General features: G+C 67.1%; 24 protein-coding genes. 13 read left to right on the top strand and 11 right to left on the bottom strand.

Annotated features, from left to right (window positions below; translation table 11 throughout):
- Nucleotides 1-50: 50 nt before the first annotated feature.
- Nucleotides 51-1085 (bottom strand): type IV pilus twitching motility protein PilT, encoded by a 1035-nt coding sequence (gene pilT / locus FHW81_RS28165; protein ID WP_003084552.1) that lies wholly within the window; start codon nucleotides 1083-1085, stop codon nucleotides 51-53.
- Between the two features lie 214 nt (nucleotides 1086-1299).
- On the opposite strand from pilT, the gene FHW81_RS28160 reads away from it, so the two are divergent.
- From FHW81_RS28160 to FHW81_RS28105, 12 genes are all read left to right on the top strand, one after another.
- On the top strand, nucleotides 1300-1992 hold the full coding sequence (locus tag FHW81_RS28160; RefSeq protein ID WP_003084549.1) for a YggS family pyridoxal phosphate-dependent enzyme: 693 nt from the start codon (nucleotides 1300-1302) through the stop codon (nucleotides 1990-1992).
- Between the two features lie 11 nt (nucleotides 1993-2003).
- Complete coding sequence (proC, locus tag FHW81_RS28155) at nucleotides 2004-2825, top strand: pyrroline-5-carboxylate reductase (RefSeq protein WP_003084546.1); 822 nt, start codon at nucleotides 2004-2006, stop codon at nucleotides 2823-2825.
- A 10-nt stretch (nucleotides 2826-2835) separates the two neighbouring features.
- Entirely contained in the window at nucleotides 2836-3429 is a 594-nt protein-coding gene (locus tag FHW81_RS28150) for a YggT family protein (RefSeq protein WP_003084544.1), read from the top strand.
- On the top strand, nucleotides 3426-3722 hold the full coding sequence (locus FHW81_RS28145; RefSeq protein WP_031628073.1) for a DUF167 domain-containing protein: 297 nt from the start codon (nucleotides 3426-3428) through the stop codon (nucleotides 3720-3722). Before FHW81_RS28150 ends, FHW81_RS28145 begins: the two co-directional genes overlap by 4 nt.
- Before the next feature lie 107 nt (nucleotides 3723-3829).
- Entirely contained in the window at nucleotides 3830-5797 is a 1968-nt protein-coding gene (locus FHW81_RS28140; RefSeq protein ID WP_003121751.1) for a dynamin-like GTPase family protein, read from the top strand.
- Nucleotides 5798-5885: 88 nt separating this feature from the next.
- On the top strand, nucleotides 5886-7025 hold the full coding sequence (gene metX, locus FHW81_RS28135; protein ID WP_003084535.1) for a homoserine O-succinyltransferase MetX: 1140 nt from the start codon (nucleotides 5886-5888) through the stop codon (nucleotides 7023-7025).
- A 7-nt stretch (nucleotides 7026-7032) separates the two neighbouring features.
- Entirely contained in the window at nucleotides 7033-7653 is a 621-nt protein-coding gene (metW, locus tag FHW81_RS28130) for a methionine biosynthesis protein MetW (RefSeq protein WP_003084530.1), read from the top strand.
- A gap of 131 nt (nucleotides 7654-7784) precedes the next feature.
- On the top strand, nucleotides 7785-8204 hold the full coding sequence (locus FHW81_RS28125) for a DUF4426 domain-containing protein (protein WP_003084528.1): 420 nt from the start codon (nucleotides 7785-7787) through the stop codon (nucleotides 8202-8204).
- Nucleotides 8201-8794: an RdgB/HAM1 family non-canonical purine NTP pyrophosphatase gene (gene rdgB / locus FHW81_RS28120; protein WP_003084527.1), complete on the top strand. Its 594-nt coding sequence runs from the start codon at nucleotides 8201-8203 to the stop codon at nucleotides 8792-8794. Before FHW81_RS28125 ends, rdgB begins: the two co-directional genes overlap by 4 nt.
- 120 nt (nucleotides 8795-8914) lie before the next feature.
- A complete protein-coding gene (gene hemW, locus FHW81_RS28115) occupies nucleotides 8915-10069 on the top strand; it encodes a radical SAM family heme chaperone HemW (protein ID WP_058187009.1) in 1155 nt (384 codons plus the stop codon).
- Between the two features lie 80 nt (nucleotides 10070-10149).
- Nucleotides 10150-10473, top strand: coding sequence for a DUF3392 domain-containing protein (locus FHW81_RS28110; protein ID WP_003084525.1), 324 nt, complete (start codon nucleotides 10150-10152; stop codon nucleotides 10471-10473).
- Between the two features lie 61 nt (nucleotides 10474-10534).
- Complete coding sequence (locus FHW81_RS28105) at nucleotides 10535-10792, top strand: hypothetical protein (protein ID WP_003084524.1); 258 nt, start codon at nucleotides 10535-10537, stop codon at nucleotides 10790-10792.
- A 12-nt stretch (nucleotides 10793-10804) separates the two neighbouring features.
- Here the strand turns inward: FHW81_RS28105 and FHW81_RS28100 are convergent, their stop codons facing one another.
- The 5 genes from FHW81_RS28100 to FHW81_RS28080 form a co-directional block, all read right to left on the bottom strand.
- Nucleotides 10805-12151, bottom strand: coding sequence for a DUF1329 domain-containing protein (locus FHW81_RS28100; RefSeq protein WP_003114884.1), 1347 nt, complete (start codon nucleotides 12149-12151; stop codon nucleotides 10805-10807).
- A 162-nt stretch (nucleotides 12152-12313) separates the two neighbouring features.
- Nucleotides 12314-12985 (bottom strand): tRNA (guanosine(46)-N7)-methyltransferase TrmB, encoded by a 672-nt coding sequence (gene trmB / locus FHW81_RS28095; protein ID WP_216660322.1) that lies wholly within the window; start codon nucleotides 12983-12985, stop codon nucleotides 12314-12316.
- A 153-nt stretch (nucleotides 12986-13138) separates the two neighbouring features.
- Nucleotides 13139-13936 (bottom strand): thiazole synthase, encoded by a 798-nt coding sequence (locus FHW81_RS28090; RefSeq protein ID WP_003084517.1) that lies wholly within the window; start codon nucleotides 13934-13936, stop codon nucleotides 13139-13141.
- 58 nt (nucleotides 13937-13994) lie between these two features.
- Nucleotides 13995-14195, bottom strand: coding sequence for a sulfur carrier protein ThiS (thiS, locus tag FHW81_RS28085; protein WP_003084514.1), 201 nt, complete (start codon nucleotides 14193-14195; stop codon nucleotides 13995-13997).
- Between the two features lie 102 nt (nucleotides 14196-14297).
- Nucleotides 14298-14675: a DUF423 domain-containing protein gene (locus tag FHW81_RS28080; RefSeq protein WP_003084513.1), complete on the bottom strand. Its 378-nt coding sequence runs from the start codon at nucleotides 14673-14675 to the stop codon at nucleotides 14298-14300.
- A 36-nt stretch (nucleotides 14676-14711) separates the two neighbouring features.
- Between FHW81_RS28080 and mtgA the strand changes: the two genes are divergently transcribed.
- Entirely contained in the window at nucleotides 14712-15443 is a 732-nt protein-coding gene (gene mtgA / locus FHW81_RS28075) for a monofunctional biosynthetic peptidoglycan transglycosylase (protein WP_003100972.1), read from the top strand.
- Nucleotides 15444-15447: 4 nt separating this feature from the next.
- On the opposite strand, the gene FHW81_RS28070 is transcribed toward mtgA, so the two are convergent.
- The 5 genes from FHW81_RS28070 to ftsY all read right to left on the bottom strand — a co-directional run bounded on the left by FHW81_RS28070 (nucleotide 15448) and on the right by ftsY (nucleotide 20110).
- The gene (locus FHW81_RS28070; protein ID WP_003084511.1) at nucleotides 15448-16053 is read right to left on the bottom strand and encodes a hypothetical protein; all 606 of its coding nucleotides are present in this window, start codon (nucleotides 16051-16053) and stop codon (nucleotides 15448-15450) included.
- A 64-nt stretch (nucleotides 16054-16117) separates the two neighbouring features.
- Nucleotides 16118-16972, bottom strand: coding sequence for an RNA polymerase sigma factor RpoH (gene rpoH, locus FHW81_RS28065; protein WP_003084510.1), 855 nt, complete (start codon nucleotides 16970-16972; stop codon nucleotides 16118-16120).
- Nucleotides 16973-17085: 113 nt separating this feature from the next.
- Entirely contained in the window at nucleotides 17086-18093 is a 1008-nt protein-coding gene (gene ftsX / locus FHW81_RS28060) for a permease-like cell division protein FtsX (RefSeq protein ID WP_070698088.1), read from the bottom strand.
- Complete coding sequence (gene ftsE / locus FHW81_RS28055) at nucleotides 18093-18764, bottom strand: cell division ATP-binding protein FtsE (RefSeq protein ID WP_003084505.1); 672 nt, start codon at nucleotides 18762-18764, stop codon at nucleotides 18093-18095. The genes ftsX and ftsE overlap by 1 nt, the downstream gene beginning before the upstream one ends.
- Nucleotides 18761-20110, bottom strand: a complete 1350-nt coding sequence (gene ftsY, locus FHW81_RS28050; protein ID WP_019396052.1) for a signal recognition particle-docking protein FtsY — start codon at nucleotides 20108-20110, stop codon at nucleotides 18761-18763. The genes ftsE and ftsY overlap by 4 nt, the downstream gene beginning before the upstream one ends.
- Between the last annotated feature and the right edge of the window lie 30 nt (nucleotides 20111-20140).

Genomic DNA, 20140 nt, shown 5'->3' with positions numbered 1-20140 from the left:
CTAGACGCAGTTCCGGGATTCGGGCGAAGCGCGGCGGATCGGCGCCAGGATCAGAAATTTTCCGGGATCTTCGCCTTCTCGCGGGCATTCTCGCGGCTGATCAGGCCCTTGGCGACCAGGCCCTTGAGGCACATGTCAAGGGTCTGCATGCCCAGCGAGCCACCGGTCTGGATCGCCGAATACATCTGCGCGACCTTGTCCTCGCGGATCAGGTTGCGGATCGCCGGGGTGCCGATCATGATCTCGTGGGCCGCCACCCGGCCGCCGCCGATCTTCTTGATCAGGGTCTGCGAGATCACCGATTGCAGCGACTCGGAGAGCATCGAGCGAACCATGGCCTTTTCCTCGGCCGGGAACACGTCGACCACCCGGTCGATGGTCTTCGCCGCCGAGGTGGTGTGCAGGGTGCCGAATACCAGGTGGCCGGTCTCCGCCGCGGTCAGGGCCAGGCGGATGGTTTCCAGGTCGCGCATCTCGCCGACCAGGATGATGTCCGGGTCCTCCCGCAGCGCCGAGCGCAGCGCTTCGCTGAAGCCGAGGGTGTCGCGATGCACCTCGCGCTGGTTGACCAGGCACTTCTTCGATTCGTGGACGAATTCGATCGGGTCCTCGATGGTGAGGATGTGGTGGTACTTGGTGTTGTTCAGGTAATCGAGCATCGCCGCCAGGGTGGTGGACTTGCCCGAACCGGTCGGCCCGGTGACCAGTACCAACCCGCGCGGGACGTCTGAAACACGTTTGAACACTTCTCCCATGCCAAGCTCCTCCATGGTCAGTACCTTGGAGGGAATGGTCCGGAATACCGCGCCGGCGCCACGGTTCTGGTTGAAGGCGTTGACCCGGAAACGCGCGACGCCCGGCACCTCGAAGGAGAAGTCGGTCTCGAGGAATTCCTCGAAGTCCTTGCGCTGCTTGTCGTTCATGATGTCGTAGATCAGCGCATGCACCTGCTTGTGTTCCAGCGGTGGCAGGTTGATCCGGCGTACATCGCCATCCACCCGGATCATGGGCGGCAGGCCGGCGGAGAGGTGCAGGTCCGAAGCGCCCTGTTTGGCACTGAAGGCGAGCAGCTCGGTAATATCCATGGGACTCCCCAATTACAAGCAAGCAGGTAGAATGCCGCCAAAGCCGCCGTCTCGGACAAGGAAAACACCGGATGAGCCAGGGTGCTTCCAGGACACGCGTGGTGTCCTGCGCCAGACGCGGAACCTCGACACTGGAACAGGAAGATGGCCATCGAGGCCGGCGGTTTCGAGGGCGTCGAGCCGACGCCGACCGCACTTCCATAGGGCGCAGGTAATGTCCACGATAGCAGAGAATATTGCAAAGGTTGCCGCGCGCATCCGTGAGGCAGCGCAAGCTGCGGGGCGCGATCCGGCCACGGTCGGCCTGCTCGCCGTGAGCAAGACCAAGCCCGCCGCCGCGGTGCGCGAGGCGCACGCCGCCGGCCTTCGCGACTTCGGCGAAAACTACCTGCAGGAGGCCCTCGGCAAGCAGGCCGAACTGGCCGACCTACCCTTGAACTGGCACTTCATCGGCCCCATCCAGTCGAACAAGACGCGGCCCATCGCCGAGCATTTCCAGTGGGTGCACTCGGTGGACCGGTTGAAGATCGCGCAGCGCCTGTCGGAGCAACGCCCGGCCGGGCTGCCGCCCCTGAATGTCTGCCTGCAGGTCAACGTCAGCGGCGAAGCCAGCAAGTCCGGCTGCGCCCCCGAGGACCTGCCGGCCCTGGCCGAGGCCGTGAAGCAACTGCCCAACCTCCGATTGCGTGGCCTGATGGCCATCCCCGAACCCACCGCCGAACGCGCCGCGCAACACGCCGCGTTCGCCCGCCTGCGCGAACTGCTGCTGGACCTGAACCTTGGCCTGGACACCCTGTCCATGGGCATGAGCGACGACCTCGAGGCAGCCATCGGCGAAGGTGCGACCTGGGTCCGCATCGGTACCGCCCTGTTCGGCGCCCGCGACTACGGCGCGCCGGCTTCTTGAAGGAATCCCCTATGAGCACACCCCGCATAGCGTTCATCGGCGCCGGCAACATGGCCGCCAGCCTGATCGGCGGCCTGCGCGCCCAAGGCGTGCCGGCGGCGCAGATCCGCGCCAGCGACCCGGGCGCCGAGCAACGCGCGAAGATCGCCGGCGAGTTCGCCATCGACGTGGTCGAGTCCAACGCCGAGGCCGTGGCCGACGCCGACGTCGTGGTCCTGTCGGTCAAGCCGCAGGCCATGAAAGCCGTGTGCCAGGCCTTGGCGCCGGCGCTGAAGCCGGAGCAACTGATCGTCTCCATCGCCGCCGGCATCCCCTGCGCCAGCCTCGAAGCCTGGCTCGGCCAGCCGCGCCCGGTGGTCCGCTGCATGCCCAACACCCCGGCGCTGCTGCGCCAGGGCGCCAGCGGGCTGTACGCCAACGCGCAGGTCAGCGCCGCGCAACGCGAGCAGGCCGGGCAGTTGCTGTCTGCGGTAGGCATCGCCCTGTGGCTGGACGACGAAGCGCAGATCGACGCGGTGACCGCAGTGTCGGGTAGCGGCCCGGCGTATTTCTTCCTGCTGATGCAGGCCATGACCGACGCCGGCGAGAAGCTCGGCCTGTCCCGCGAGACAGCCTCGCGCCTGACCCTGCAGACCGCCCTCGGCGCGGCGCAGATGGCGCTGTCCAGCGAGGTCGAGCCGGCCGAACTGCGGCGCCGGGTGACTTCGCCCAACGGCACCACCGAGGCGGCGATCAAATCCTTCCAGGCCAACGGCTTCGAAGCACTGGTGGAGCAGGCCCTGAACGCCGCCAGCCAGCGCTCCGCCGAGCTGGCCGAACAGCTTGGCCAATAAGGAGTAGTCGATGATCGGCCTCAACACCGCTGCTATCTATATCCTCCAGACCCTCGGCAGCCTCTACCTGCTGATCGTGCTGCTGCGCTTCATCCTGCAGTTGGTCCGCGCGGACTTCTACAACCCCCTCAGCCAGTTCATCGTGCGCGCCACCAAGCCGCTGCTGAACCCGCTGCGGCGGATCATCCCCGGCTTCGGCGGGATCGACCTGGCCTCGCTGGTGCTGGCGATCCTGATCCAGCTGGTGCTGATGATCCTGATCCTGATGCTGATGGGCTACGGCGTCGGCGGCTTCATCATGCAACTGCTGATCTGGTCGATCATCGCCGTCACCTCGCTGTTCCTGAAGGTGTTCTTCTTCGCCCTGATCATCAGCGTGATCCTTTCCTGGGTCGCCCCGGGCAGCTACAACCCCGGCGCGCAACTGGTGAACCAGATCTGCGAACCGCTGCTGATGCCGTTCCGCAAGCTCCTGCCGAACCTCGGCGGACTGGATCTCTCGCCGATCTTCGCGTTCCTCGCGCTGAAGCTGATCGACATGCTGGTGATCAACAACCTGGCGGCCATGACCGGCATGCCCCAGCAGTTGAGCATTTTCCTCTGAGCTTCTACCGCTGGGACGGCGAGGACCTGCTCCTCGATTGCCACCTGCAGCCCAAGGCGAGCCGCGACGAGTTCGCCGGGCTGCACGGCGAGCGCCTGAAGATCCGCCTCACCGCACCGCCGGTGGAGGGCAAGGCCAACGCCCATCTGCTGGCCTTCCTCGGCAAGGCCTTCGGCGTGGCCAAGAGCCTGGTGAGTCTCGAAAGCGGCGAGCTGAACCGGCAGAAACGGGTGCGCATCCGCCGTCCGACCCGATTGCCGAAGGAACTGGGGATCGCCGCTCGACCCGCTTGACCGACCTTACGTGCAGGAATGTGAAGCAGGCCAATTGACGCTCCCCCGCTCCCCCGCATAATCCACGCCATCCTTCCCCCGCCGGTCCCGCGCCCTGGAGCCCCTGGATGAGCATGGAAAGACTCAGCCATCAAATCGACGCCTACGTCGCCTGGAAGCGCGAGCTGATGCGGGAAATCACCCGCTATCGCGGCTGGCTGGAGCGCAGCCGGCTGAACAGCCCGGCGGTCGAGGCCAAGCTCGAACGCGCCCTGCGCCAACTGCGCGCGGACCACATCACCCTGGCCTTCGTCGGCGAGTTCTCGCGTGGCAAGACCGAGCTGATCAACAGCCTGTTCTTCGCCGGCTACGGCCAGCGCATGCTGCCGTCCCACGCCGGACGCACCACCATGTGCCCCACCGAGCTGTTCCACGATCCGCGCGCCGAGCGCAGCTACATCCGCCTGCTGCCGATCGAGACGCGCCTGGCCGACGCCAGCGTCGCCCAGTTCAAGCGCGTGCCGCGCCACTGGGTGAACATTCCGCTGGACACCGGCGACCCGGAGGGCATGGCCCAGGCCTTCGCCCAGGTCGCCAAGACCAAGGCGCTGCCGGTGGAACAGGCGATCCAGCTCGGCTTCCACCCGGACGCCCTGGAAGCCGCCGACGAGCCCGACCAGGTGCGCGTCCCGGCCTGGCGCCACGCCCTGGTCAACTTCGACCACCCGCTGCTGCGCCAGGGCCTGCGGATCCTCGACACGCCTGGCCTGAATGCCCTCGGCAGCGAGCCGGAGCTGACCCTGTCGATGCTGCCCAACGCCCAGGCGATCCTGTTCCTGCTGTCCGCCGACGCCGGTGTCACCGCCTCGGACATGGAAATCTGGCAGAAGTACATCCAGCCACTGCGCGAGGACGGCCACAGCAGCCTGTTCGCCGTGCTGAACAAGATCGACGTGCTCTGGGACGACCTTTCCGGCGAGCGCTTCGTACAGAACGCCATCCGCCTGATCCAGGACGGCACGGCCCGCCAGCTCGGCCTGCAGCGCGGCGACGTGCTGCCGCTGTCGGCGAAGCAGGCGCTGCTGGCCAAGGTCCGCGGCGAACCGGCGCTGCTCGAACGCAGTCGCCTGGATCGGCTGGAAGCGCTGCTCTGCGAGCGCATCGTCGCGCAGAAGGAAGCGCTGCTGGAGAACGCCGTGCTCGGCCAGGTCCTTGGCCTGCTGCACAACAGCCAGCATCTGCTGCGCCTGCGCCTGGAGAAGGTCGAGGAACAGCGCGCGCTGCTCGACGACAAGCAGCGCGACAGCGGCCAACTGCTGTTCGAACTGACCGCGAAGACCAAGGACGACCACGGCCGCCACCACCGCCGCCTGCTCAACCTGAAGACCAACCAGCGCCTGCTGCAGCACCAGGGCGCGACGCTGCGCGAGACGATCCGCAGCGAACGCATGGAACAGCACCTGCAGAAGGTGCGGCGCAACCTCAACGGCAGCCTGACCACGGTCGGCATCAACCAGGCGATCCTGGCGTTCTTCCGCGCGGTGGAGCACGACCTCGACAACCTCGAGCACGAGGCCGGCATGGCCAACCGCATGGTCGCCGCCATCTACCGCCGGCACAACGAGGAGAACCCGCTCTACGCCCTCGACGCGCCGCAGCTACGGGTCCAGCGCTACCAGCGCGAACTGTTGCAACTGAAGAAGAAGGGCGACCAGTTCCGCCTGCAGCTGAAGACCGTGCTTACCGAGCAACGCCTGCTGACCCGGCGCTTCTTCGCCACCCTGGTGCAGGAGGTGGTCGGCCTGCACCAGCGCCTGCGCGAGGAAACCGAGCGCTGGGCCAACGACGCGCTGATGCCGCTGATGCAGCACACCCTGGAAAACAAACAGTTGCTCGAAAGCCACATGCTCCGCCTCAAGGGCCTGGCCCAGGAGACCCAGCAGGTACGCCAGCGCAGCCAGGCCTTCGCCGGGTTCGCCGGGGAATTGCAGGAACAGTTGCGCGAAGCCGGCGACATCCTCCGCCAGTTGCGCCGCCCCTCGCCCCTGCAGCGCCAGGCCAAGGTGGTCAACCTGCCCGGCTCGCAGCGCGCCTGACCCCGCTCCCACGGCGCGCGCCAGCGCGCTTGCCGCTGGGGGCGACGCTCTTTAGACTGGCGCCCTCCTTTGTTCGAGAGCAGGGTCGATGCCCACAGTCTTCCCCGACGACTCCGTCGGTCTGGTCTCCCCCCAGACGCTGCACTTCAACGAACCGCTCGAGCTGACCAGCGGCAAGTCCCTGGCCGAGTACGACCTGGTGATCGAAACCTACGGCGAGCTGAATGCCACGCAGAGCAACGCGGTGCTGATCTGCCACGCCCTCTCCGGCCACCACCACGCCGCCGGCTACCACAGCGTCGACGAGCGCAAGCCGGGCTGGTGGGACAGCTGCATCGGTCCGGGCAAGCCGATCGACACCCGCAAGTTCTTCGTCGTCGCCCTCAACAACCTCGGCGGTTGCAACGGATCCAGCGGCCCCGCCAGCATCAATCCGGCGACCGGCAAGGTCTACGGCGCGGACTTCCCGATGGTTACGGTGGAAGACTGGGTGCATAGCCAGGCGCGCCTGGCAGACCGCCTCGGCATCCGCCAGTGGGCCGCGGTGGTCGGCGGCAGCCTCGGCGGCATGCAGGCGCTGCAATGGACCATCAGCTATCCCGAGCGCGTCCGTCACTGCCTGTGCATCGCCAGCGCGCCGAAGCTGTCGGCGCAGAACATCGCCTTCAACGAAGTCGCCCGGCAGGCGATTCTTTCCGACCCTGAGTTCCTCGGCGGCTACTTCCAGGAGCAGGGCGTGATTCCCAAGCGCGGCCTCAAGCTGGCGCGGATGGTCGGCCATATCACCTACCTGTCCGACGACGCCATGGGCGCCAAGTTCGGCCGTGTACTGAAGACCGAGAAGCTCAACTACGACCTGCACAGCGTCGAGTTCCAGGTCGAGAGTTACCTGCGCTACCAGGGCGAGGAGTTCTCCACCCGCTTCGACGCCAATACCTACCTGCTGATGACCAAGGCGCTGGACTACTTCGACCCCGCCGCCGCCCACGGCGACGACCTGGTGCGCACCCTGGAGGGCGTCGAGGCGGACTTCTGCCTGATGTCCTTCACCACCGACTGGCGTTTCTCGCCGGCCCGCTCGCGGGAAATCGTCGACGCCCTGATCGCGGCGAAAAAGAACGTCAGCTACCTGGAGATCGACGCCCCGCAAGGCCACGACGCCTTCCTCATGCCGATCCCCCGGTACCTGCAAGCCTTCAGCGGTTACATGAACCGCATCAGCGTGTGAGGACCCGATGCGCGCCGATCTTGAAATCATCCAGGAATGGATTCCCGCCGGCAGCCGCGTCCTCGACCTCGGCTGCGGCGACGGCGAACTCCTGGCCTGGCTGCGCGACCACAAGCAGGTCAGCGGCTACGGCCTGGAGATCGACCCCGACAACATCGCCCGTTGCATCGAAAACGGGGTGAACGTGATCGAGCAGGACCTCGACAAGGGCCTGGGCAACTTCGCCAGCGACAGCTTCGACGTGGTGGTGATGACCCAGGCGCTACAGGCCGTGCACTATCCGGACAAGATCCTCGAAGAGATGCTGCGGGTCGGCAAGACCTGCATCATCACCTTCCCCAACTTCGGCCACTGGCGCTGCCGCTGGTACCTGGCGCGCAACGGCCGGATGCCGGTCTCCGAGTTCCTGCCGTATACCTGGTACAACACGCCGAACATCCATTTCTGCACCTTCCAGGACTTCGAGCGCCTGTGCCGCCAGTTGCGCATGCGCGTGCTCGACCGCCTGGCCGTGGACCGTGACCACCGGCATGGCTGGGCCAGCCGGCTGTGGCCTAATCTATTGGGTGAGATTGGAATCTACCGGGTCACCGGACCCGGAGTGCAGACCCGCAACCTCGCCGTCTAGGAACGCGCCAGGCTGCGGGCCAGGGCCGGGCGCCCCTCCGCTCGTCCTCGGGAGAGCGCTGCCGAAGCCGGCCAAGGCCGCCGGCAGCAGACCATGGACAACGTCCATGCCACCTTTCAGGAGAAACCACCATGCGCCGCTTCACCGCTTTCGTCCTCGGCCTCTGCCTGAGCCTGCCGGTCCTCGCCGAGCAGGTGCAGCGCTTCGGCGACCTGGACGTCCACTACAACGTGTTCAACTCCAGCTTCCTCCAACCCAACGTGGCCAGCGCGGTCGGCCTGGTACGCAGCAAGGCGCAGGGCGTGATCAACGTGGTGCCGATGGAGAAAGGCAAGCCGGTGGAAGCCAGCGTGACCGGCTCCGCCAAGGACCTGACCGGCAAGGTCATTCCCCTGGAGTTCCGCCGGGTCAGCGAGGAAGGCGCCATCTACAACCTGGCGCAATTCCCGATCAGCCAGCGCGAGACCCTGGTCTTCACCATCAAGGTCGAGGCCAAGGGCGAACCTGCGCAAACCTTCAGTTTCAACAAGGAAATCTTCCCGGACGAATGATCAAGCTCGAACAGCTGGTGCTGGCCAGCCACAATGCCGGCAAACTCAAGGAACTCCAGGCCATGCTCGGCGCCAGCGTGAAGGTGCGCTCGATCGGCGAGTTCAGCCAGGTGGAACCGGAGGAAACCGGTCTTTCCTTCGTCGAGAACGCCATCCTCAAGGCACGCAACGCCGCACGCCTCTCCGGCCTGCCGGCGCTGGCCGACGACTCCGGGCTGGCGGTGGACTTCCTCGGCGGCGCGCCGGGCATCTACTCGGCGCGCTATGCCGACGGCCGGGGCGACGCGGCGAACAACGCCAAGCTGCTGGAGGCCATGAAGGATGTCCCGGACGCCGAGCGCGGCGCACAGTTCGTCAGCGTGCTGGCGCTGGTGCGCCACGCCGACGACCCGCTGCCGATCCTCTGCGAGGGCATCTGGGAAGGCCGCATCCTCCGCGAAGCCCGCGGCGCCCACGGCTTCGGCTACGACCCGCTGTTCTGGGTGCCGGAACGCGACTGCTCCAGCGCCGAGCTGGCGCCCGAGGAGAAGAACCGCCTCAGCCACCGAGCCCGCGCCATGGCCCTGCTCAAGCAGCGCCTGGGTCTCTGAGCCGCAACCGCCGGCGCCGCCCCCGGGCGGCGTCGGCACGGCGTTTCGTCCGGCCGCCTTGGAGGTTGGCCGAACTCATGCCACGATAGCGCCCCGAAACCGCCTCCACCCCGCCCCGCCGTGACCCAAGCCACCCCGTTCCAGCTCCCGCCCCTGGCCCTGTACGTGCACATCCCGTGGTGCGTGCGCAAGTGCCCGTATTGCGACTTCAACTCCCACGCCGCTGGCCCGGAGCTGCCCGAAGAGGCCTATGTCGACGCCCTGCTCGCCGACCTGGAGCATGACCTGCGCCATGTCCACGGCCGGCGCCTGGGTTCGATCTTCTTCGGCGGCGGCACGCCCAGCCTGTTCTCGGCCAAGGCCCTGGGCCGGCTACTGGAAGGCGTCGAGCGCAGGGTCGGCTTCGCCGACGGCATCGAGATCACCCTGGAAGCCAATCCCGGCACCTTCGAACAGGTCAAGTTCGCCGACTACCGGCGCCTCGGCATCAATCGCCTGTCCATCGGCGTGCAGAGCTTCCAGGCCGACAAGCTGCAGGCCCTGGGGCGCATCCACGACGGCGCCGAGGCAGTGCGCGCCGCCTACATGGCGCGCCAGGCCGGCTTCGACAACTTCAACCTCGACCTGATGCACGGCCTGCCCGGGCAGAGCCTCGACGACGCCCTGGCCGACCTGCGCCAGGCCCTCGCCCTGGCCCCCACGCACCTCTCCTGGTACCAACTGACCATGGAGCCGAACACGGTGTTCTGGAGCCAGCCGCCGGAGCTGCCCGAGGACGACATCCTCTGGGACATCCAGGAAGCCGGCCAGGCCCTGCTCGACGAGCACGGCTACCGCCAGTACGAGACCTCCGCCTACGCCCGCGACGGCCTGCGCGCCCGGCACAACCTGAACTACTGGAGCTTCGGCGACTTCCTCGGCATCGGCGCCGGCGCCCACGCCAAGCTGAGCGCGCCGGGCGGACGCATCGTGCGGACCTGGAAGACCCGCCTGCCGAAGGACTACCTCAACCCGCAAAAGGCCTTCCAGGCCGGCGAGCGCCCGCTGGAAGCGGCCGACCTGCCATTCGAGTTCATGATGAACGTGCTGCGCCTGGTCGACGGCGTCCCCGCCGCGCTCTACCCGCAGCGCACCGGCCAGCCACTGGCGGCGATCGCCGATGCCTGCGCCGCCGCGCGCGACGCCGGGCTGCTCGCCGACGACCCGCAGCGCCTGCGCCCCAGCGAACGCGGCCAGCTGTTCCTCAACGACCTGCTGCAACATTTCCTGCCGTGACGACGGATGCACGCCCATCCGTGCCGGCAGGCAGGTAAACTCCGCCGACCGACACGCCGATTCGTTACAAGGAACCCTCGATGGATTACGCGCTGGACCTGATCGCCACCCTGTCGCGCTGGAGCCGCAGCCACCTGTCGGACATTTCCCTGGCCATCATGGCCACCCTGCTGGTGCTGTTCGGCCCGGCGATCAACGCCTGGGTACAGCAGCGCATCGGCAGCCTCAACTTCGTCTTCCGCACCCTGCTGTTCGTGTTGATCTGCGCGGTCGGCTACGGCCTGGCGATGGTCTTCGTCACCCCCTGGCTGGCCAAGGGCCTCGGCTACTTCAACAACTACACCCTGGCGCCCGTGCTCCTGCTAGTGTTCTTCGTGATCGGCATGATCGCCGATCGCAGCTGAGCCCCCGGTCTCCCGGCGGCCAGCGCCGTCCCCAAGAGCGTCATGGCCTCCGGGAGCCCGCATGAAACCGATCAAGCACCTCTACCTGCATTTCACCGACGGCCAGCGCCTGTCGCTGCGCTTCCCGCGCCAGCAGGACGACCCGGCCGAGGTTGCCCGCAGCATCCGTCAGCAACTGGACACGCCCTATCTCAGCGTCGAGGTCGACGGCGACCTGCTGCTGATTCCGCGGGACAGCATCAAGTACCTGCAGATCAGCCCGGCGCCGGCGCGCCTGGACGACGACGGCACGCTACGCGGCGCCGAGCTGATCGTCTGAGGGCCGTCCGCCTCAGTTCCCCTCCCGGCGCAGCGCCTGCGGGGTGAAGTCGCGCGGCCCGACCTGCACGCCGAAGTCGTACATCGGCTCGTTGTTGTCCAGCCCATCGACGAAGTAGCGGCCGCCCTTGAAGTCGTAGATCGCTTCCAGGGTGCTGGAGACCAGCGGCACATCGTAGTAGTTGATCGGATGGACCTCCTGGGCCCGGGTCAGCACGCCATCCTTGTCGTAGATGTCGGCGGCGAGGATCTGCCAGCTGTCTTCGTCGAGGTAGAAGCGGCGCTTGGCGTAGGGATGGCTGAAGCCCTTGCGCAGGGTCGCCTCGACCACCCAGACGCGATGCAGCTCGTAGCGCAGCAGGTCGGGATTGATGAAGCGGCTCTTGAGGATGTCGCCATAGGCGAGGCCCTTCTGGTGCACCGCGTAGCTGTTGTAAGGCACCAGCATCTCGCGCTTGCCGAGCAACGCCCACTCGTAGTGGTCCGGTGCGCCGTTGTAGACATCCACGGTGTCCGCCGTGGCCATGCCGTTGGTATCCGGCTGCAGGCTGTCGTAGGCCAGGGTCGGCAAGCGCCGCACGCGCCGCTCGCCACGGTTGAAGCGCCAGGCCTTGCGGATCGACAGCACCTGGTCGAGGGTTTCCTGCACCACCAGCGCCGAACCGGCCAGGCGCGCCGGCGCGACCACCTTGTACTTGTAGTAGAACAACGTGTTGTCGAGGTTCTCCGGGATCATCCCCTCGCGGCCATAGACGAAGTACAGGTAGCGGTCGAGCTTGAGCAGGTTGTAGCTGCCGTTGGCCAGCACCGCCGCCTGGTTGGTCTGCAGGTGCAGTTGCTCGCCGCGGTAGCGCATGATGTGGTTCCAGATCGCTTCCTGGCCGCTCTGCGGCAGGGGGAAGGGCACGCCGGCGGCAGCGCCCTGCACGCCGTTGCCGTCGGCGATCAGCTCGGCGCGGCTGGCGTTGGCGCGGGTAGCGTCGTACAGGCGCTGCGGCAGGGATGCGCTGCGGCGGGTGGGGAAGACCCGCAGGTGGTAGTCCGGGTTGGCCTGCAGCAAGGCCTGGGTGCCCGGCGTCAGCAGCGCCTGGTAGGCGGCCATGTTGCGGCTGTCGAGGACCAGGCGCGGACGATCGGCGGCGAACGGGTCGAGGTGATGCATGCCGGGCCGGTAGCCGGCCGGCGCCTGGGTGATGCCGCCGGTCCAGGGCGGGATGCTGCCATCGGCGTTGCCGGCCCGCTCCGCCCCCAGCGGGGTCAGGTCCTGGTCCAGGCGTGCGGCCTGGACTTCGTCTACCTTGGCCTGCGCCGCCCAGGCGCAACCGGCCCCGAGCAACAGGATGCCCAGTTTCTTCAACACAGCAGTCTCCTTTGCAGCCGGCCGAGCCGTGCCGCTCTTATTATTGGATCCGGCCGAAGCCGGGAAACGTGCAGCTTGAAGGTGAGGTCCGCCGGGTGTTCCCGGTCTGCTTGGAGTCCCGGCGCCGGTTCGGCGCCAGGGGTACGTCGCTGGTGCGGTGGGTCAGTCGATGCGCTCGAACTTGAGGTCCCAGACGCCATGTCCCAGGCGCTCCCCGCGCCGTTCGAACTTGGTCACCGGACGCTCTTGCGGGCGCGGCACGAAGCGGCCGTCTTCGGCCTGGTTGCGGTAGCCCGGCGCCGCGCTCATGACGTCCAGCATGTGCTCGGCATAGGGCTCCCAGTCGGTGGCCATGTGCAGCACGCCGCCGACCCTCAGCTTGCGCCGCACCAGTTCGGCGAATTCCGGCTGGACGATCCGCCGCTTGTGGTGGCGCTTCTTGTGCCAGGGATCGGGGAAGAACAGCAGCAGCCGATCGAGGCTGGCGTCGGCCACGCAGTGGCGCAGCACTTCCAGCGCGTCGCAGCTATACACCCGCACGTTGCCCAGGCCCTGGGTCAGCAGGCCGTTGAGCAGCGCGCCGACGCCCGGCTTGTGCACCTCGACGCCGATGAAGTCGATGTCAGGCGCAGCGGCGGCCATTTCCAGGGTGGAATGGCCCATGCCGAAACCGATCTCGAAAGTCCGCGGCGCCTGGCGACCGAAGATCGCGTCGAAGTCCTGGACCTCATCGCTCAGTTCCAGGCCGAACTTCGGCCAGCCCAGGTCGAGGCCACGCTGCTGGCCTTCGGTCATGCGCCCGGCGCGCATCACGAAGCTCTTCACGGTGCGCATCGGCCGTGCTTCGTCGTGTTCCGCCAGGGAGTCCTGGGCCGGGGATTGCGGGGTATCGCTCATGGAAAAGAAAACCTTGCTAGAGACAGAAGGGCGGGCTGCCTGCCGGACGCTTCCCGCATCCGGCGGACAGCCCGCCCCAGGTAGTCGGTATCAGTCGATCAGGCCGTCCAGCGGCGACGAGGCGCTGGCATACAGCTTGCGCGGCATGCGTCCGGCCAGGTAGGCGAGACGACCGGCGACGATCGCGTGCTTCATGGCCTCGGCCATCATCACCGGGTCCTTGGCATGGGCGATGGCGGTGTTCATCAGCACCGCCTCGCAACCCAGCTCCATGGCGATCGCTGCATCGGAAGCGGTGCCCACGCCGGCGTCGACCAGCACCGGGACCTTGGCTTCCTCGAGGATGATGCGCAGGTTGTAGGGGTTGCAGATGCCCAGGCCGGAGCCGATCAGGCCGGCCAGCGGCATCACCGCGATGCAGCCGATCTCGGCCAGTTGGCGGGCGATGATCGGGTCGTCGCTGGTGTACACCATCACGTCGAAGCCGTCCTTCACCAGTTGCTCGGCGGCCTTGAGGGTCTCGACGACGTTGGGGAACAGGGTCTTCTGGTCGGCGAGGACTTCCAGCTTGACCAGGTTGTGCCCGTCCAGCAGCTCGCGGGCCAGGCGGCAGGTGCGCACGGCCTCGACCGCGTCATAGCAGCCGGCGGTGTTCGGCAGGATGGTGTAGCGATCCGGCGGGATCACATCCAGCAGGTTCGGCTCGTCGGGATTCTGCCCGATGTTGGTGCGCCGCACCGCCACCGTGACGATCTCCGCTCCGGAGGCCTCAATGGCCCGGCGGGTCTCGTCGAGGTCCTTGTACTTGCCGGTCCCCACCAGCAGGCGCGAGCCATAGGTACGGCCGGCGATGACGAAGGGGGTATCGGTACTGGATGCTTGGCTCATCGGATGACTCCTGGATGGAAAGGCTTGCGGGGCCGATGGAAGGGTTCGGGGGCCAGGCCTAGCCGCCGCCGATGGCGTGGACGATCTCCACGCGGTCGCCATCCTTGAGCGCGGTGCTGGCGTGCTGGCTGCGCGGCACGATATCCAGGTTCAGCTCGACGGCCACGCGGCGGCCGCCAAGCTCCAGGCGGGCCAGCAGGTCCGCGACGCTCTGCGCGTCGGGCAGCTCGAAGGGCTCGCCGTTCAGTTGAATCTGCATGGCTGGACGGTCACGAAAGTGAAAGGGAGCGGCATTCTAGCCCGATCCACCCCGATGACCAAGGCGCCTTGTCGACAAGTGCGCCGCCTGAGGCAACCGGTCTCAGGCGTTGCCCAGGCGCCAGGCGGCCAGCCCCAGGCACAGCCAGCCGGCGAGGAAGGAGACGCCGCCGAACGGGGTGACGATGCCGAGCTTGCCGATGCCACTTAGGGTCAGCAGGTAGAGGCTGCCGGAGAACAGCAGGATGCCCAGCGTGAACAGGCCACCCGCCGCGCTCACCAGGCGGCCGTCCAGGCGGGTGGCGAGCAGCGCCACGCCGAACAGCGCCAGGGCATGGATCAACTGGTAGTGCACGCCGGTCTGGAATACCGCCAGGTACTCGGCGCTCAGCTGCTTCTTCAGGCCGTGGGCGGCGAACGCCCCGAGGGCCACGCCGGTGAAACCGAAAAATGCCGCCAACAACAGGAAGGGACGAAGCATGGACAAGACTCCGGTGATAGCATCCAGCCCGCTATAATGGCCGCCCCCTTCTTCCAAGCCAAGCCGCGCATGTTGCGATCCCTGTTCCGCCGCCTGTTCAAGTACCTGCTCTGGTTCATGGCCGCCAGCGTCGTGCTGGTCGCGGTCCTGCGCTGGGTGCCGCCACCGGGGACCATGGTCATGGTCGAACGCAAGGTCGGCTCCTGGGTCGACGGCCAGCCCATCGACCTGCAGCGCGACTGGCGCTCCTGGGAGCAGTTGCCGGACAGCCTGAAGGTCGCGGTGATCGCCGGCGAGGACCAGCACTTCGCCGAGCACCACGGCTTCGACCTGCCGGCCATCCAGCAGGCCCTCGCGCACAACGAGCGCGGCGGCAGTATCCGCGGCGCCAGTACGCTCAGCCAGCAGGTGGCGAAGAACGTCTTCCTCTGGTCCGGGCGCAGTTGGCTGCGCAAGGGCCTGGAGGCCTGGTTCACCCTGCTGATCGAGACGCTCTGGACCAAGCAACGGATTCTCGAGGTCTACCTGAACAGCGCCGAATGGGGCCCGGGCGTCTTCGGCGCGCAGGCTGCGGCACGCTATCACTTCGGCCTCGACGCCGAGCGCCTGAGCCGCACCCAGGCCAGCCAGCTCGCCGCGGTGCTGCCCAGCCCGCTGAAATGGAGCGCGGCCAGGCCGGGCCCCTACGTACGCCAGCGCGCGGCCTGGATTCGCCAGCAGATGTGGCAGTTGGGCGGCGACGACTACCTGCTGCGCCTGGAGCGCTGAAAGCTCAACGCGGCGGTTTTTCCAGGGCCTGGCGCGGCACCGCGAGCATCAGTCGCAAGTCGTCGTCCGGCAGGTGCGCGGTCAGGCCCAGTTGCGGATAGACCCAGGCCTCGCCCTGGGCCAGTTGCAGGCGCAGGCGCGGCTGGCCGAGACTGGCCAGCAGCCGCTCGGCACCGACCCTGCCTTCGGGAATCATGCTCAGCGCCACGATCGGCTTGTCGCCCAACTGTCCTTCCAATCCGGCGCTCAATGGCTGCGGCGCGCTGCCAGGCTGCAACGCAGATGCCCGCTGCAGGCTCAGTTGCTCCTCGGCGCTCAGGCCCAGCTCGCCTTCCACCTGCCAGGGGCCGCCGTCGCCCAGCAGGCGGCCACGGAAGGCTAGGCGCACGCCATCTAGGCGCGGGTCCACCCACAACTCGCCATCCACCGCGTCGTGCAGCTGGCGCAGGGTCAAGGCGTTGTCCGCCAACGGCGCCAGCACCTGCTCCTGCCAGTCGGCCAGCCACGGCAACGGTCGCGCCGGTTCCGGCGTACGGACCAGCCAGGCGCCGACGACGAAGGTCAGGACCGCCAGCGACAAGTAGAACAGCCAGCGGGTATTGCGCGGCATGGGATTCCTCCGGGCAGAAAAAAACCGCACCCTTGCGGGGTGCGGTTTTCGCGAGGCGCGGCGATCAGGCGAGAATCCGCCCTTTCAGCTTGCTCATGGCGTTCTTTTCCAGCTGCCGGATACGCTCGGCGGAAACGTTGTACTTTTCCGCCAGGTCGTGCAGCGTGGCCTTCTCCTCGGACAGCCAGCGCTGCTGGAGAATGTCGCGGCTGCGCTCGTCGAGGCCTTCCAGCGCCTCGTGCAGGTTGGCGCTGGAGCTGTCGCTCCAGTCGGCGTCTTCCAACTGGCGCGCCGGGTCGTAGCGGTGGTCTTCGAGGTAATGCGCCGGCGACTGGTAGGCGCTCTCGTCGTCCGCGTCGGCGGCCGGGTCGAACGCCATGTCCTGGCCGGTCAGGCGGCTTTCCATCTCGCGCACTTCGCGGGGCTCGACCCCCAGACTCTCGGCGACGCGATGGACTTCCTCGTTGTTCAACCAGGCCAGGCGCTTCTTCTGGCTGCGCAGGTTGAAGAACAGCTTGCGCTGCGCCTTGGTGGTGGCGACCTTGACGATCCGCCAGTTGCGCAGGATGAACTCGTGGATCTCCGCCTTGATCCAGTGCACGGCGAAGGACACCAGGCGAACGCCCATTTCCGGGTTGAAACGCTTCACGGCCTTCATCAGGCCGACGTTGCCTTCCTGGATCAGGTCGGCCTGGGCCAGGCCGTACCCCGAATAACTCTTGGCGATATGAACAACGAAGCGCAGGTGCGCCAACACCATCTGCCGCGCCGCTTCCAGGTCTTGCTGATAGAAGAGGCGTTCGGCCAGTTCACGCTCCTGTTCCGGCGACAACAGCGGAATGCTGTTCACCGAGTGCACGTAGGCTTCCAGGTTTGCGCCTGGAACCAAGGCATGTACAGGTTGCAAAGAAGTGGTCATGCGAATCCTCCGATTCACGAAACTCGCGCAGTGTAGCACTCGGATATCTGACTGCAAGCGGGTGTATAAGTTCCTTTACAGCGACCCGCTGGCCGGTCGTGATCCGCCTGTCCTCAGCGCGGCGCCAGCTCGCGCAGGTGGCGGGCCACGGCCAGCCAGGCGCCGACCCAGCCAAGCAGCACCGCGCCAACGGTCAGCGACAGGCCGTCGTCCAGCGGCACGCCCTGCAAGCCGAAGTCGCTGCCGTACAGCCCTGAAAGGTTGACCACCGAACCGTTCAGCCAGTTCAGCGAATAGGCCAGCAGCGCCCAGGACAGGATGCCCGCGCCCAGGCCGTACAACGCGCCCATGTACAGGAATGGCCGGCGCACGTATCCGTCCGTCCCGCCGACCAGCTTGATCACCTCGATTTCGTTACGGCGATTTTCGATGTGCAGGCGGATGGTGTTGCCCACCACCAGCAAGAGGGTCAGCACCAGCAGGATGGTCAGGCCGAAGACGAAGCGTTCGCCGAGCTTGAGGATCGCGCTCAGGCGCTCGACCCATACCAGGTCGAGCTGCGCCTGCTGCACATGAGGCAGCTCCGAGAGCTGCTGGCGCAGTGCCTCCAGGCCAGCCCGGTCGATCTGCTTGGGCGTGACCGAGATCACCGGCGGCAGCGGGTTCTCCGGCAGCTCCTTGAGCGCTTCACCCAGGCCGGACTGTTCCTGCAATTCGCTGAGCGCCTGCTCGCGGCTGATCAATTGGGCCTCGATCACGTCCGGCAGGCGCTCGATCTGCTCGCGCAGGTCCTGGCCCTGGTTTTCGCTGGTCTTCAGGTCGAGGAACAGGGATATCTGCGCCGCCCGCTGCCAGGAGCCGCCGAGCCGTTCGACATTGTTCAGCAGCAGCGAGAGGCCCATCGGCAGGCTCAGGGTGATACCCATCACCAGGCAGGTGAAGAAGCTGCCGAACGGGTGGCCGAACAACCGGCGCAGGCTGTCCACCAGGCTGGCGCGATGGCTTTCCAGGTAGGCGCTGAACGAGCCGCTCCAGTCGGTCTGCTCCTGGCTCGGTTTCTCGCGGGTCTTGCGTTCCGGTGCGCCCTCTTCGGGGCCACGGGGAAGATCGTTGGCGCTCATCAGGCCTCATCCTCACGGTCAGCGATGATCCGGCCACGCTGCAGGGTCAGCATGCGATGGCGCATACGGGCGATCAGGGCCAGGTCGTGGCTGGCGATCAGTACGGTGGTGCCCAGGCGATTGATATCCTCGAACACGCCCATGATTTCCGAGGCGAGTCGCGGGTCGAGGTTGCCGGTGGGTTCGTCCGCCAGCAGCAGGGCCGGCTGGTGGACGATAGCGCGGGCAATGCCGACCCGCTGCTGCTGGCCGGTGGAAAGGTCGGAAGGCAACGCCTCGCCCTTTTCCTTCAGGTTCACCCGCTCCAGGGCCGAGGCTACGCGCTTGGCGATCTCCGGCTTGGGCATGCCGAGGATCTGCAGCGGCAGGGCGATGTTGTCCGCCACCGTACGATCGGTGAGCAGTTGGTGGTTCTGGAACACCACGCCGATCTGCCGGCGCAGGAAAGGGATCTGCGCGGTGGTGATGCGCCCCAGGTCCTGGCCGCCGAGCAACAGCTTGCCGCTGGTCGGTCGCTCCATCGCCAGGATGAGGCGCAGCAGGGTGCTCTTGCCGGCGCCGGAGTGGCCGGTGACGAAGAGGATCTCGCCACGGTGCACGCGGAAGGACACCTCGTGCAGGCCTACGTGGCCGTTGGGATAGCGTTTGCCGACCTGCTCGAAGCGGATCATGCGTTCTCCCGCTCTGCGAAGAGTGCCTGGACGAAGGCGTCGGCCTCGAAGGTACGGAGATCGTCGATCCCCTCGCCGACACCGATATAGCGGATCGGCAGGCCGAACTGCTTGGCCAGGGCGAAGATCACCCCGCCCTTGGCGGTGCCGTCCAGTTTGGTCAGGGCCAGGCCGGTCAGCTCCACCGCGAGGTTGAACTGCTTGGCCTGGTTGATGGCGTTCTGCCCGGTGCCGGCGTCGAGCACCAGCAGGACCTCATGGGGCGCCGTCTCGTCCAGCTTGCCGATCACCCGGCGCACCTTCTTCAGCTCCTCCATCAGGTTGTCCTTGGTATGCAGGCGTCCGGCGGTATCGGCGATCAGCACGTCGATGCCGCGGGCCTTGGCGGCCTGCACCGCGTCGAAGATCACCGAGGCGGAGTCGGCGCCGGTGTGCTGGGCGATCACCGGGATGCGGTTGCGCTCGCCCCAGACCTGCAACTGCTCCACGGCGGCGGCGCGGAAGGTGTCGCCGGCGGCCAGCATGACCTTCTTGCCCTCGAGTTGCAGCTTCTTCGCCAGCTTGCCGATGGTGGTGGTCTTGCCCACGCCGTTCACCCCGACCACCAGGATCACATAGGGCTCGCGCGCGACGTCGACCTGCAACGGCTGCTCCACCGGGCGCAGCAGGCTGGCCAGCTCTTCCTGCAGCGCCTTGTACAGCGCGCCGCTGTCGGCCAGCTCCTTGCGCGCCACGCGCTTGGTCAGGTTCTGCACGATCAGGGTGGTGGCCTCGACGCCGACGTCGGCGGTCAGCAGGCGCGTCTCGATGTCGTCGAGCAGGTCGTCGTCGATTTCCTTGCGACCGAGGAACAGGCTGGCCATGCCTTCGCCAATGCTGGCGCTGGTCTTGGACAGCCCCTGCCGGAGGCGGGCGAAGAAGCCCGGCCTGGTCGCCGGCTCGCTGACTGCCGGAGCGGCGGCCAGCGGCGCAACGGGCTCGGGCTCGGGCTCGGGCTCGGGCTCGGGCTCGGGCTCGGCAGCCAGGATAGGCTCGGGTTGCGCGACGGGCGCCTCGGGCCGGGGCGAATGCTCCTCGGCCGACGCTGGCTCGTCACTGGCGAGCGGTGCTTCGGCAACCGGCGCCGGCTCGGCAGCGGAGGGCTGCTGCCGACCTGGCTGTTCTGTCAGGGATTGCGCCACGTCATCGGCAGGCGCGCGCTGCTCGGCGGCCGCTGTCTCGGAGACCGGCTCGACAGGCTGATCGGCAGGCTGCTCGCCGGCTTGCGGCTTTTTCCGCCACCAGCCGAACAGACCTTTCTTTTCCCCGCCCTGCGGGGCCTTCTTGTCGTCGTTGGAACCAAACATGAATGCTTGTATCTCAAGGGAGCGGCACGG

This window comes from Pseudomonas sp. RC10-4-2 (genome assembly GCF_050433085.1).
GTDB classification, from domain to species: Bacteria; Pseudomonadota; Gammaproteobacteria; order Pseudomonadales; family Pseudomonadaceae; genus Pseudomonas; species Pseudomonas aeruginosa.
Note: the sequence above shows the minus strand (reverse complement) of the source record. Positions and strands in the feature narration are given on the sequence as shown.

Excerpts from the sequence above, each read along its gene's own strand:
- FHW81_RS28070 (WP_003084511.1), bottom strand. The coding sequence starts at position 16,053 with ATGCCGCGCAATACCCGCTGGCTGTTCTACTTGTCGCTGGCGGTCCTG.
- thiS (WP_003084514.1), bottom strand. The coding sequence starts at position 14,195 with ATGCAGATTCAACTGAACGGCGAGCCCTTCGAGCTGCCCGACGCGCAG.
- FHW81_RS28090 (WP_003084517.1), bottom strand. The coding sequence starts at position 13,936 with ATGAGCCAAGCATCCAGTACCGATACCCCCTTCGTCATCGCCGGCCGT.
- mtgA (WP_003100972.1), top strand. The coding sequence starts at position 14,712 with ATGGCCGCCCCCTTCTTCCAAGCCAAGCCGCGCATGTTGCGATCCCTG.
- ftsX (WP_070698088.1), bottom strand. The coding sequence starts at position 18,093 with ATGAGCGCCAACGATCTTCCCCGTGGCCCCGAAGAGGGCGCACCGGAA.
- ftsE (WP_003084505.1), bottom strand. The coding sequence starts at position 18,764 with ATGATCCGCTTCGAGCAGGTCGGCAAACGCTATCCCAACGGCCACGTA.
- proC (WP_003084546.1), top strand. The coding sequence starts at position 2,004 with ATGAGCACACCCCGCATAGCGTTCATCGGCGCCGGCAACATGGCCGCC.
- FHW81_RS28110 (WP_003084525.1), top strand. The coding sequence starts at position 10,150 with ATGGATTACGCGCTGGACCTGATCGCCACCCTGTCGCGCTGGAGCCGC.
- rpoH (WP_003084510.1), bottom strand. The coding sequence starts at position 16,972 with ATGACCACTTCTTTGCAACCTGTACATGCCTTGGTTCCAGGCGCAAAC.
- FHW81_RS28105 (WP_003084524.1), top strand. The coding sequence starts at position 10,535 with ATGAAACCGATCAAGCACCTCTACCTGCATTTCACCGACGGCCAGCGC.
- rdgB (WP_003084527.1), top strand. The coding sequence starts at position 8,201 with ATGATCAAGCTCGAACAGCTGGTGCTGGCCAGCCACAATGCCGGCAAA.
- pilT (WP_003084552.1), bottom strand. The coding sequence starts at position 1,085 with ATGGATATTACCGAGCTGCTCGCCTTCAGTGCCAAACAGGGCGCTTCG.
- FHW81_RS28150 (WP_003084544.1), top strand. The coding sequence starts at position 2,836 with ATGATCGGCCTCAACACCGCTGCTATCTATATCCTCCAGACCCTCGGC.
- FHW81_RS28080 (WP_003084513.1), bottom strand. The coding sequence starts at position 14,675 with ATGCTTCGTCCCTTCCTGTTGTTGGCGGCATTTTTCGGTTTCACCGGC.
- FHW81_RS28160 (WP_003084549.1), top strand. The coding sequence starts at position 1,300 with ATGTCCACGATAGCAGAGAATATTGCAAAGGTTGCCGCGCGCATCCGT.
- metW (WP_003084530.1), top strand. The coding sequence starts at position 7,033 with ATGCGCGCCGATCTTGAAATCATCCAGGAATGGATTCCCGCCGGCAGC.
- FHW81_RS28140 (WP_003121751.1), top strand. The coding sequence starts at position 3,830 with ATGAGCATGGAAAGACTCAGCCATCAAATCGACGCCTACGTCGCCTGG.
- ftsY (WP_019396052.1), bottom strand. The coding sequence starts at position 20,110 with ATGTTTGGTTCCAACGACGACAAGAAGGCCCCGCAGGGCGGGGAAAAG.
- metX (WP_003084535.1), top strand. The coding sequence starts at position 5,886 with ATGCCCACAGTCTTCCCCGACGACTCCGTCGGTCTGGTCTCCCCCCAG.
- trmB (WP_216660322.1), bottom strand. The coding sequence starts at position 12,985 with ATGCGCACCGTGAAGAGCTTCGTGATGCGCGCCGGGCGCATGACCGAA.
- FHW81_RS28125 (WP_003084528.1), top strand. The coding sequence starts at position 7,785 with ATGCGCCGCTTCACCGCTTTCGTCCTCGGCCTCTGCCTGAGCCTGCCG.